This window comes from Verrucomicrobiota bacterium, from assembly GCA_016871495.1.
GTDB lineage: Bacteria > Verrucomicrobiota > Verrucomicrobiia > Limisphaerales > VHDF01 > VHDF01.
This window is the reverse complement of record VHDF01000118.1, coordinates 1-11,667: the sequence shown is the minus strand read 5'-3', so window position 1 is coordinate 11,667 and position 11,667 is coordinate 1. Positions and strand designations below refer to the sequence as shown.

Below are 11,667 nucleotides of genomic sequence, written 5' to 3'. Positions count from 1 at the left end.
TGACCTGCTCCCGCTGGAAGCGCGGATGAAGGTCGCCGGTGGGAAGCTTGCTGAAACCAGGCCCATCCACAGGATCGGTGGGCGATAGTCAAGCTCTCCGGCCGGTCGCACGACGTCAATAGGATCAAGTCTTAACTGTTGACGTTAGCAGATGGCGGCACATCCTCAAGTTGTCGGGGCGCGCCGTTCACGGCGCTTCCGCTCGCGGCGATCTCCTCCCGCTCCATGACCCGCCCTGGGTGGGTGCCTTCGCCCGGGCAGCACCCATTCCCGTTAAACCTGCCATGCCCCTTTGAAGACACGCCCTGAATCGGCGTGAACGCCGCGCCCCGGCGCTGTCGCGCACATCACCGTCAACTTGTGGATGCATTGCGCATGTGAGGAAAGTCGTGATGAGCGGCGCCGTGTCACGGCCCTTGCGCAGGCGAGTTGCTGGAGGGTGGTATCATGGGGTCCACCGCGGTCAACGCCGGGATCGACTCTCTCTCCGATGACGACCGGCGCGGTTTCCTTCATCTGGTTGCCGAACTTCCCGAACGATTCGGCGTTGAAGTCCATGCCTTTGTCCTCGTGGACCATCATGACCCTTTGCTCCAGCGGAGGCCCGAACGGAACTTGAGCCATGCCATTCGGCGGCCACAGGTGACCCAAACAAGCCGGTTCAACCGGTCGCTCGGGACGATCGGCCAATGCTTGCAGGACCGGTTCAGAGCCTAGATCCTTCAGGACGAAGGCGGCTGGCCTTCGTCACGCGTTCGATCCATCTGAACCCCGTGCGTGTGGACGGACCGGCGTAGGGCAAGGAGGGTGGCGCTGTGCAAAGAAACGGAGAATCCTGTGCGGCAGGGGCCGCGGGTAAAGAACGAGGCCCTTCCAGGCTCTCCACGCGCCGGGTTCCCTTCGTCGCCCCCGCAGGTTGGGCAGCCTGCGCCACAGCAGACAGGGCTGTCTGCGTTACCAAGACAACCCGGTCACGGACAACCTCTGGTTGCACCGCACTGCCTCTCTCTGCCATTTTGAGGTTTCCGAATCCGTCGATATTTTGAAATACTTCTCCGCGTTACCGCTCAACCACGCCAGGCAAACCTCGGCGCGGGCGCCCACACGACGCTCGCGACACCTTACTATGAAATCGAATGACGCTCGACGCATCCGTCCCACCCAACTTCCCTTCACCCAGGTCGCGGCTGCGCTGCTCTTCGCCTGCGCCACGGGTTTCGTCTGGATGATTGCCCTGCTCTCCTTGCACGCGGCTGACATGTCCGCGGGCATCCGTCCCCAAGGGCTCGATGGACGCGTGCTCAACTTGGATTTCGAAGACGGTTCCCTCCGGGATTGGACGGTTGAAGGAAAAGCATTCGAAGGACAGCCGGTGCAGGGTGATGCCGTCGCCGCACGCCGGCCCGACATGAAAAGCCAGCACCAAGGGGATTACTGGATCGGTGGATTCGAGCGCGTCGGCGATGATCCTCGGGGAACCCTCACGTCCGCCCCTTTCAGAGTCACCCATCCGTGGGCCAGTTTTCTGGTCGGCGGAGGTCCCTGGCCATCCACCCGCGTGGAGCTTGTTGAAGCCGGGACACAAAAGGTTCTCGTCAAAGTATCCGGTCTGGAATCCGAGAATCTTCGCCCCGCCGTGGTTTCGATGGAACCCCACCTGAACAAAACGGTGTTTATCCGTCTCGTCGATCAACAATCCGGTCATTGGGGACATTTGAACTTCGACGGCTTTTGGTTCTACAGGGCCAAGCCCAGCTTCTCAGACGCCATCGATCCCGCTCGTCCCGAGAATCAACCCCCTCCGGCGGACGTTGTCCCGCATGCCGGGTTGACTGCGGCGGAAGCGGTCCAGGCCGCCACGCTGCCCGAGGGCTTCAAACTGCACGCCTTCGCCCATGAACCTGACGTGCGCCAACCCATCGCCTTCTGTCTCGACGATCGCGGACGCATTTGGGTGGCCGAAGGACACACCTATCCCAAACGCGCTCCGGAAGGAAAAGGCAAGGACCGCATCCTTGTCTTCGAGGACACCAACCACGACCACAAGTTCGATCGACGCACCGTGTTCATGGAAGGACTGAACCTGATCAGCGGCCTTGAAATCGGTTTCGGAGGCGTGTGGGTCGGCGCCGCGCCCCATTTGCTCTTCATTCCGGTCCAGGATTGGAACGAACCCAAACCGGCCGGCGAACCCAAGGTCCTGCTCGACGGTTGGGATTATCTGCGCGACACGCACGAAACGCTCAACACCTTCATCTGGGGACCCGACGGATGGCTCTACGGCTGCCATGGTGTCTTCTGTCCCTCCCACGTGGGCAAGCCCGGCGCGCCTGAATCGGAACGGCAATGGGTGGACGCGGCCGTCTGGCGTTACCATCCTATCCGGCAGGCCTTCGAAGTCTTTGCCGAGGGCACCAGCAATCCTTGGGGGGTCGATTTCGATGAACTGGGCCAGTGCTGGATCGAAGCCTGTGTCATCCCCCACCTTTGGCACATGATTCAAGGCGGACGCTACGAACGCCAGGGCGGACTCCACTACACCGTGGGCCGCGAGGAGACCGCCCGCCACGCCGCCCACCGCGAGCCCAACTCGCGCAAGCCGATTTATCCTTACGTTTTCGAGGACATCAAAACCGTGGCCGACCACGTTCATTACGCGGGCAATCGGGGACCGCACGCGGCCAATGGGCGCAGCGATGAGATGGGAGGCGGTCACGCCCACGCCGGCTTGATGGTTTATCTCGGCGATTCCTGGCCTGAGACCTACCGAGGGGGTTTGTTCATGGGCAACATCCATGGACAACGCCTCAACGTCGACAAGCCCGAGCGGAAAGGGTCGGGATTCGTGGGCAAACACAGCCCCGACTTCCTCAACTTTAACGACACCTGGTCGCAAACCCTGAATCAACGTTACGACCACAACGGCTCGGTTTACATCATCGACTGGTATGACAAGAACCAGTGCCATCACAACAACGAGGGCGGCCACGATCGCTCCAACGGCCGCATCTACAAAATCGTCTATCGCGACCAACCCCACACCTCGATCGACCTTCGCGCCATGTCGAACGCCCAGTTGGTTTCACTGCAGTTGCACAAGAACGACTGGCACGTGCGGCACGCCCGCAGAATCCTCCAGGAACGCGCCGCCGAATCCGGCCCCAACAAGGAGGTTCGCGAAGGACTGCTCGCCATTCTCCGCGACCATCCCTCCACCAGCCGGAAGCTGCGCGCCTTGTGGGCGCTGAATGTCTCGGGAAATCTCGATGTCCGCACGGCGATCGAGAATCTGAAGAGCCCCGACGAATATGTGCGCGCCTGGACCGTGCAATTGGCGTTCGAAGATCTCGACCGGTTGCGTGGTTGGATCACCGAGGCCGAGACGCAAGGATTGCGAGCCGACCCCGATCTTTTCCAACTCGCCGAGACCGATCCTTCCCCGGTCGTCCGGCTTTACCTCGCCGCCGCGATGCAACGGGCGCCCTTCGACATGCGCGGCCGCATGGTGGCCAGCCTCTTGAAGCGCTCGGAGGACGCCGGTGATCACAATCTCCCCCTCATGATTTGGTATGCCATGGAACCGCTCGTCCCCGAGCGCCCGCGCGAAGCGCTGCAAGCCGCGTTCGACACCGCCCTGCCGAGAATCCTGAACTTCACGTCTCGCCGCATCGTGCTGACTCAAGATCCCGCCAGTCAATCGCACTTGGTGGAGGCTCTCGCTTCTGAAGGGCCCGAGGCGAAGAAGCTCGAGGTGCTCCAGGGCATCGCGGCAGCGTTGCAAGGCCGGCGCAATGTGACCCCGCCGCCCGGATGGTCCCAAGCTGAAACCCGTCTGGCCTCGAGCCCTCACGCCGAGGTCCGCGCTCTGGCGCAATCCCTGTCGCTCACGTTCGGCAGCGCGTCCGCCCTCGCCACTCTGCGCGCCACCCTGCTCGACCGGTCGGCTGAAGCCAAAGCCCGAAGATCCGCGCTCGACGCGCTCGCCACGACGAGGGACCCTTCCCTCCCCACCGCTTACCACACCGCGCTCACCGAACCCACGCTGCGCGGCCCCGCCATCCGCGCTCTCGGCGCCTATGATCATCCGGACACTCCGGCGCGTCTGCTTGAGGTCTATGGACAACTCAACGCCACGGAAAAGCGGGATGCTCTCGCCTCGCTGTGCTCCCGTGTTTCCTACGCCCGCCCGCTTCTTGCCGCCGTCCAGAAGGCAGCGGTCCCCAAGTCCGACCTGACGGCGGAATGGATTCGACAGCTCCGCAACCTCAATCATCCGGAGGTCCAAGCGGACCTGGAAAGGGTCTGGGGATCGTTCCGTGAGAGTCCCGCGGAGAAGAAGCAGGCCATTGCCAGGTTTCGGAGCTTGTATCGGGCCGGAGGCTCTCAACCCGGAGATGGCCCGCGCGGGCGCGCGGTCTACAATCGCGTGTGTGCCCAATGCCATACCCTCTTCGATCAGGGCGCCAATGTGGGGCCGAACCTGACCGGATCCAACCGCACCGACTTGGATTACTTGCTTGAAAACATGGTGGATCCCAACGCCGTCATTCCTCATGAATATCGAAGCTCGACGATTGAAACCACCGATGACCGCGTGATCACCGGGTTGGTGAAGGAACAAAACGACCAGGTGGTGGTCATTGCCACGCAAACCGAATCCCTCACCCTTCAGCGCAAGGACGTCAAACGCATCTCGCAGAGCGAGATCTCCATGATGCCGGAGGGTCTGATCGACAATCTCACGGAACAAGAAGTTCGGGACTTGATCTACTACCTGGGCCGTCCCGGCCAAGTGCCGCTTCCCAAACCGTGAAGCTGCGGTTTGAGGTCGTTCCGCTCGAGCTCCGGCATGCCTGGGCGGTTTCCTCGACCGCCGCTCAAGGCGGCCGCCGCTCCATCGACACGCTGCTGGTTCAACTGCGCGATGATGCCGGTCGAGAAGGCTGGGGCGAAGCCCCCACCAGCTTGCGATACCACCAATCCGCGGCGGACTTGACCGGCTTCCTCGGAGCCCTGCCTCCGCTCAAGCTCGACTTCGAGGAGGTCGATTCCAGTCTCCAGTTTCTCGACGGCCTGACCGGACCCCGTTCCGCCTTGAGCGCCCTGGAGACCGCGTTTTTGGACGGCGCATCCCGCCATCGGGGTGTCACCTTGGCGAGACTCCTCGAGTTGCCCGGCCCACCTCCTTCCTGCCTCACCAGCTTCAGCATCGGCATCGACGAGCCGGAGATCATTGATCGAAAGGTGCTGGAAGCCGGAGATTTTCCCATTCTGAAAATCAAGGTCGGTTCACCACGAGACCCTGAAATCCTGGCTGCCGTTCGCGCGGCCGCGCCGAACAAAATCCTTCGGCTGGACGCCAATGAGGCCTGGCCGACGAAGGAGCAGGCGTTGCAAGCCATGGAAAACCTGGCCGCCTGGGGTCCCATCGAGTTGATCGAGCAGCCCATGCCCGCTGAAGCGTCGGGCGAAGACCAGCGCTGGCTGAAGCAACGTTCGCCCTGGCCCATTTTTGCCGACGAATCCTGTCAAACCGAGCAGGACTCGAACCGATGGAACGACGGCTTTCACGGGGTCAATGTCAAGTTGATCAAGACACGCGGTCCTCGCGGTGCCAGGCGCGTTTTGGAAGCCGCCCGATCGCGTGGACTGCGGACGATGCTGGGCTGCATGATGGAATCCTCCTGCGGCATCGCCGCCGCCTTTCAACTCGCGTCGCTCGCCCATCATCTCGATCTGGATTCGCATTGGCTCCTCGCGACGGATCCCTTTGCGGGACTCGAAATCGATCGAGGAGAACTTCGCTGGATCCACGGCGCCCCCGAACCCGGCCTCGGGATACGCAGGCGAAATGACCCTGATTCCCGAATAGGAAATTGGGGCCACGGATTCCATGGATGAACACGGGTAGGGATGGCATCGCGCGCCAAGACTTGGGAACCGTGCCACATTGACTTCCGGCTTTCTCGCTTGTTCTTTTGACCTGAAGCATCGTTGCACTTCGGTCACAGGCCCATGGCCAGGGCATGCTCCCTCAGTTCGCTTCGCTCCAGGTCATCATCCCGGCGCGGGAAAATCGGAATTCAATGTTGCGCGATTCCTTCGCCCGCGAAACGCGCTTTTGGCGCATGGCCCGGCTTCTTTCCGTCCTTGTTCAAACAGACCAGGAACTCGTCAACCCAGGGAATAAGATCTCCGGCCCCCGCCCTTTCACCCATCGCAGGCCGTCGGTGAGGACGGGTCGGTTCAGGCTACGGTCCTCAGGACCGATCCCGCTCACGAACGAGCCTTCAGACCCATCTCCGAAGCCAGTTCAAGTTGTGATGACGCAAGGGTCATCGCCTCGACCTGGCCTTCGAGTTTTTCCTTTTCTCCCCGCGTCCTTTGGCCACACTCCGCCCCCATGAGCCGCGCATCAGCCTCCAAAAAGTTTGCCGCGTATCCCCGACTCAACCCGCTCGCGGTCGGACGCGACATCAGCGCCGCCGACCTCATTGACGACGTCATGCTGGCCTATAATGGCGGGCGTCTCCGCGAAGCGGCCCGCCTCTTCGCCGGCAAAATGCTCGCCCGGGACGGATGCATCGGCATGAGCCTGACGGGGGCCCTCACCCCCGCCGGACTCGGCAAGAGCTGCCTCATTCCCCTGATGAAAGCCGGTTTCATCGATTGGATCGTTTCCACGGGCGCGAATCTCTACCACGATCTTCACTACGGACTCGACATGGCCCTCTACCAGGGCAGCCCTTTCCTCAACGACGTGGAGTTGCACCGGGACGGAGTGATCCGCATTTACGACGTCGTCTTCGATTACAACGTCCTCCTCGACACCGATGCCTTCGTCCGCGAAGTCATTCAAGGCCCGGAGTTCCAACGAACCATGGGCACCGATGAGTTTCACTATCGGCTCGGCAAATACGTGCACGAACGCGGACGCGCCTTGGGACTCCAAGACGCTTCCATCCTCGCCACCGCCTACGAGTGCGGCATTCCCATTTTCACATCCAGTCCCGGCGACAGCTCGATCGGGATGAACATCGCCGCCATGGCCCTGCGCGATTCCAAGCTCCTCCTTGATGTCAACCGCGACGTCAACCAGACCGCCGCCATCGTCTATCACGCCAAGGCTTCCGGGAAAACCAGCAGCGTGCTCATCTTCGGCGGCGGCAGCCCCAAAAACTTCATGCTGCAAACGGAGCCGCAGATCCAGGAAGTGATGGGCATCGCGGAAAAGGGCCACGACTATTTCCTCCAATGCACGGATGCCAGGCCTGACACCGGCGGGCTCAGCGGCGCAACCCCGGCCGAGGCGGTCAGTTGGGGCAAAGTGGATCCGGACCATCTCCCGGATTGCGTCGTGTGTTACACCGACAGCACGCTGTCCATGCCGTTGCTCACCGCCTACGCCTTGAGCCGGGTGAAACCCCGCAAACTCAAACGCCTCATCGACCAACGCGATGTGCTCTTAAACCGGCTCCGCTCGCAATACCTCGCCCAAGGCACGGTCACCAAAGTGCTGACGAGCCGGAAAATCGCCAAACGCGCCAGCAGCGTCGGACTCAAGCAGAAGGCCTGACCCCTCGGGTCCGGCGAAAGCCTCCCCATGGAAGGTTCCCTCGTCGTCAACGAAATCTACCTGAGCCTTCAAGGCGAAAGCACTTGGGCGGGCCTGCCCTGCGTTTTCGTCCGCTTGACGGCGTGCCCGCTGCGTTGCTCCTACTGCGACACGGCGTACGCCTTCAGCCAAGGTTCGCGCATGAGTTGTGACGATGTCCTTGGCCATGTCGAAGCATGGGCCAAACCCTTCGCCTTTCCAAACCCCGCCCTGCCCTCGACCCGCCGGTTGCCCCTGGTCGAGTTCACCGGCGGCGAACCGCTGGCACAACCCCATACGCCAAGCGTCCTCCGCGAACTTTGCGACCGTGGCTTCACCGTGCTCTTGGAAACGAGCGGCGCCCTCGACATCCGTCCTGTCGATACCCGCGTCCATCGCATCGTCGATCTCAAATGCCCTTCCAGCGGTGAAGCCGGGCGCAACCGCCTGGAGAACCTGCCGCTCCTCACCCCCCGCGACGAAATCAAGTTTGTGGTCCTCTCCCGCGAAGATTATGACTGGACTCGTGACATGATCCAGCGGCACCAACTCGACACCCTCTGCCCCATCTTGATTTCGTGGGCTTCCCCGCTGTCAGCTTCGCAGCGGCACCCCAGCCTGAAAAGCGTCCCGCCGGACCATCATCCCATCACCCGCCGCGAGTTGGCTGAGGCGATGATTCGCGACTGCCTCCCGGCGCGATTCCAAGTGCAAATGCACAAAGTCATCTGGCCTCCCGACGAGCGGGGAGTCTAACCCGGCCGCTGACCATGCCGCTCCGAACCGATTCCGCCCAGGTGCTTCGCGCACTCTCCCGCTACGAATCCCGCAATGTCACGCATCAATCGGCCTCGGGGGATTGGCCCATCGTGTGGGACCGCGCCAAGGGCGTTCACGTTTGGGATGCGGAGGGCCGTCGTTATTTGGACCTCACCGCCGCTTTCGGTGTGGCCGCCGCGGGTCATGCTCATCCCGATATTGTCCGCGCCGGCCAATGCCAACTCCGCCGTTTGCCCCACGCGATGGGCGACGTCCATCCCCACCCGCTCAAGGCGGAACTCTGCGCTCAACTCAGCCGCATCACCTTCGAACGCTGGACGCGCGCGAAATCCAAAGGAGCGTCCAGCCGGGGTAAAGTCATCCTCGGCAGTTCTGGATTTGAAGCGGTTGAGGCGGCGCTCAAGACCGCGCTGCTCGCCACCGGACGCCCTAACATCATCGCGTTCGAGGGGGGTTATCACGGTCTCGGTTACGGAGCGCTCAACGCCACTCACCGCCTCCATTTCCGGCAACGCTTTCGCCCCCAACTGGGCGGCTTCGTCGAATTCGCCCCATTCCCTGACGCCCACGCCGCAACACCACCGGCGTCGGCGAATACTGCCAGCATGAAGCGGGGTGAAACCTCGCTCGATTTCCTGGCCACCCGGCTGAAGCGAGGGACCATCGGCGCGGTCCTCATCGAACCCCTTCAAGCCCGGGGCGGCATTCGTATTCCGATCCCCGGCTTTCTTCCCCAGTTGGCCCAACTCTGCGCGGAACACGGCACCTTGTTGATCTTCGATGAAATCTACACCGGCTTCGGACGCACCGGTCATGGGTTCGCATGTGAACACGAGAGCGTCGTGCCGGATCTCATCTGCTTGGGCAAAGCTCTCGCCGGCGGCTTTCCCATCTCCGCCTGCGTCGGGCGCGCCGATCTCATGGACGCCGCCTGGCCGGAATCCGACGGGGAAGCCATTCACACGAGCACATTCCTGGGCCACCCGGTGGGTTGTGCGATGGCGTTGGCCAGCATTCGGGTTCACCGCCAACTGGGGCTCGCCCGGCGCTCTCGATCAACCGGCCAACACCTGATGGAAGCCATGCGCCGACTGGCCAGCCGATTTCCGCAACTTGGATTGGTCCCGCGCGGACGTGGATTGCTGGCCGGCCTCGAAGCGCGATCGGCTCCGCCCGCCACCGTCCTCGGTTGGGTCAAATCACTCCTGGGACAGGGATTGATCCTGCTGCCTGAAGGCGAGCACGGACAGGTGTTGAGTTTCACCCCTCCCCTCACGATTTCGCCAGCCCAACTGAACCACGCCTTGAACCTCGTCGAGCGACAATTGGAATCAAGCGCCGGCCCCGGAACATCCACGGGTGGCCGCCCCCAACAAAGCGGCCTTCCGGAGCGCAGCGGAGTCCGAAAGATCAGCCGCCGCGGCCTCGAAGCGAAAGCTTGCCCATCGCGTTCCATCGCATCAGCCGCCGCGGCCGGCGAAACAGCGGCATGACTCTCTCCGAAATGCGGCGCTGGATGGAAGCGCGAGACCATCGCGTGACGAAGTCGCTGGGCCAAAACTTCCTCCATGATCGAAATCAGCTGAACCGCATCGCCGAGGCGGCTCAAGTGACCGCCGGGGATCGTGTGCTCGAGATCGGGCCGGGGCTCGGTCCGCTCACGGCGCACCTGCTTGAACGCGGAGCGGAGGTGACCGCGGTTGAAATCGATGAACGCCTGGTGGCCGTGCTTCGGGATCGCTTCTCCCAACATCCGCATTTCAACTTGTTTCACGCCGACGCTCTGGAGTGGATCAGGGACCATCGCTCCAATCCGAACCTCCCTACAACCACTCCCGCCGCGGTTTCCCCCGAATCCCTGACATCCTTGGGAAACTCCTGGAAGGTCGCCAGCAACCTGCCTTACTCCACCGGTTCTCCCATGCTGGTGGAGCTTGCTTCGGTCGATTTCCCTCCCCATCGCATCGCGGCCACCCTGCAATGGGAAGTCGTGCAGCGCATCGGCTCCCGGCCACGCGAATCCAGCTACGGACTCCTGACCTTGCTGCTGGGCTTGCGCTATCGATGCGCCGGACATTTCAAAATCCCCGCCCGTTGCTTCTTTCCTGAACCCGGTGTGACCTCCGCGTGCGTGACCCTGATCCGCCGCGATTCGCCCTTGTTGCCGCGGCCCTTGGAAGGCACCTTCGCGCGGGTCGTCAAGCGCGCCTTTTCGCAACGACGCAAGATGATGAAAAACCTGCTCAAACAAGACTGGCCGGAAGAATCGCTCTCCGCAGCGCTTACCCAAGCCGGCATTCCGGCCACCGCCCGCGCGGAGGAAATCGATCTGGACCGATTCGCGCACCTCGCCCAACTCCTTCACTCTCGAACATGACGGTGGAATATTTCGACGTCGTTAACGCGCTCGATGAAGTGATCGACCGCCGCCCTCGGTCCGAGGTTCACAAGCTCGGCCTGCTCCATCGGGCCGTTCATGTTTTCGTCTTCAATCGACGGGGCGAGCTGTTCCTGCAAAAGCGCTCGATGAAGAAGGACTGTTTCCCTGGCACTTGGGATTCTTCCGCGTCGGGACATCTCGATCCCGGCGAAGCCTACGACGATTGCGCCGTGCGCGAGCTTCGCGAGGAGATCGGACTCTCCCTCACGAGCCGTCCCGAACGACACTTGAAGGTGGACGCCTGCGCCGAAACCGGCCAGGAATTCGTCTGGCTCTATTCCTGCATGAGCGAGGGACCGTTCGCGCTGCACCCGGACGAAATCTCCGAAGGAGGCTGGTTCAGTCCTGCTGCCATCGATGACTGGATCGCCCGAGCTCCTGCCGATTTCGCCCCGTCCTTTATCCTCATGTGGTCGCGCTGGAAATCACGACAGGCTGAGAAATAGCCAGCGGCCGAGTTCAACGACACTTTGGCTAGAGGGAGAGGGCATTGGGTCCTCAAAATGTGCTTCCAAGCGCCAGGGTGGCGTGCTACTCACGAGCCGATGCTCCAGGTAGGTAGTCCAATAGGGTGAATTCGCTCCAGATTTCCGGGCTGTGGCGATACTGCTTCATTTTTCTGAAAATCCTGCATCCTTATGTCCATTGTTGCCAATTGTTCATGTGGAGAGCGTTACGATCTGAAGGAGGAATTTGCATGCCAGTTGGTCCAGTGTCCCAAGTGCGGCCGCCAACGGCATGGCCGCCCGCGCGGCTTGACTCGCGCAGGGGGAAAAATCCGTCGCGCAAAGCACCGGCCCCTCGTTCGACATGGACTTCGATCGCCGGGAAGAAAGGGTTCGAGTTTTCACGA

The 11,667-nt window shown here is 62.0% G+C and carries 8 protein-coding genes; 7 read left to right on the top strand and 1 reads right to left on the bottom strand.

All coding sequences use genetic code 11. From position 1 onward, the window contains the following. Positions 1–273: 273 nt before the first annotated feature. Positions 274–624 (bottom strand): hypothetical protein, encoded by a 351-nt coding sequence (locus FJ404_17970; protein MBM3824742.1) that lies wholly within the window; start codon positions 622–624, stop codon positions 274–276. 502 nt (positions 625–1,126) lie between these two features. Here FJ404_17970 and FJ404_17965 point away from each other — a divergent pair. From FJ404_17965 to FJ404_17935, 7 genes are all read left to right on the top strand, one after another. Continuing rightward, positions 1,127–4,813 carry a c-type cytochrome gene (locus FJ404_17965; protein MBM3824741.1) on the top strand — a complete coding sequence of 1,229 codons (3,687 nt, stop codon included), beginning with the start codon at positions 1,127–1,129 and terminating at the stop codon, positions 4,811–4,813. Continuing rightward, on the top strand, positions 4,657–5,901 hold the full coding sequence (locus tag FJ404_17960) for a dipeptide epimerase (GenBank protein ID MBM3824740.1): 1,245 nt from the start codon (positions 4,657–4,659) through the stop codon (positions 5,899–5,901). Before FJ404_17965 ends, FJ404_17960 begins: the two co-directional genes overlap by 157 nt. A gap of 502 nt (positions 5,902–6,403) precedes the next feature. Beyond that, complete coding sequence (locus tag FJ404_17955; GenBank protein ID MBM3824739.1) at positions 6,404–7,576, top strand: deoxyhypusine synthase; 1,173 nt, start codon at positions 6,404–6,406, stop codon at positions 7,574–7,576. A 27-nt stretch (positions 7,577–7,603) separates the two neighbouring features. Further along, entirely contained in the window at positions 7,604–8,350 is a 747-nt protein-coding gene (locus FJ404_17950) for a radical SAM protein (GenBank protein MBM3824738.1), read from the top strand. Positions 8,351–8,364: 14 nt separating this feature from the next. Next, the gene (locus FJ404_17945) at positions 8,365–9,867 is read left to right on the top strand and encodes an aspartate aminotransferase family protein (protein MBM3824737.1); all 1,503 of its coding nucleotides are present in this window, start codon (positions 8,365–8,367) and stop codon (positions 9,865–9,867) included. Continuing rightward, positions 9,864–10,751, top strand: a complete 888-nt coding sequence (gene rsmA, locus FJ404_17940; GenBank protein MBM3824736.1) for a ribosomal RNA small subunit methyltransferase A — start codon at positions 9,864–9,866, stop codon at positions 10,749–10,751. Before FJ404_17945 ends, rsmA begins: the two co-directional genes overlap by 4 nt. Beyond that, positions 10,748–11,260 (top strand): NUDIX domain-containing protein, encoded by a 513-nt coding sequence (locus tag FJ404_17935; protein MBM3824735.1) that lies wholly within the window; start codon positions 10,748–10,750, stop codon positions 11,258–11,260. Before rsmA ends, FJ404_17935 begins: the two co-directional genes overlap by 4 nt. Positions 11,261–11,667 lie beyond the last annotated feature (407 nt).

Bases quoted from the DNA above. Each gene is read 5' to 3' on its own strand.
- FJ404_17935 (MBM3824735.1), top strand. From the start codon at position 10,748: ATGACGGTGGAATATTTCGACGTCGTTAACGCGCTCGATGAAGTGATC.
- rsmA (MBM3824736.1), top strand. From the start codon at position 9,864: ATGACTCTCTCCGAAATGCGGCGCTGGATGGAAGCGCGAGACCATCGC.
- FJ404_17945 (MBM3824737.1), top strand. From the start codon at position 8,365: ATGCCGCTCCGAACCGATTCCGCCCAGGTGCTTCGCGCACTCTCCCGC.
- FJ404_17970 (MBM3824742.1), bottom strand. From the start codon at position 624: ATGGCTCAAGTTCCGTTCGGGCCTCCGCTGGAGCAAAGGGTCATGATG.
- FJ404_17950 (MBM3824738.1), top strand. From the start codon at position 7,604: ATGGAAGGTTCCCTCGTCGTCAACGAAATCTACCTGAGCCTTCAAGGC.
- FJ404_17965 (MBM3824741.1), top strand. From the start codon at position 1,127: ATGAAATCGAATGACGCTCGACGCATCCGTCCCACCCAACTTCCCTTC.
- FJ404_17955 (MBM3824739.1), top strand. From the start codon at position 6,404: ATGAGCCGCGCATCAGCCTCCAAAAAGTTTGCCGCGTATCCCCGACTC.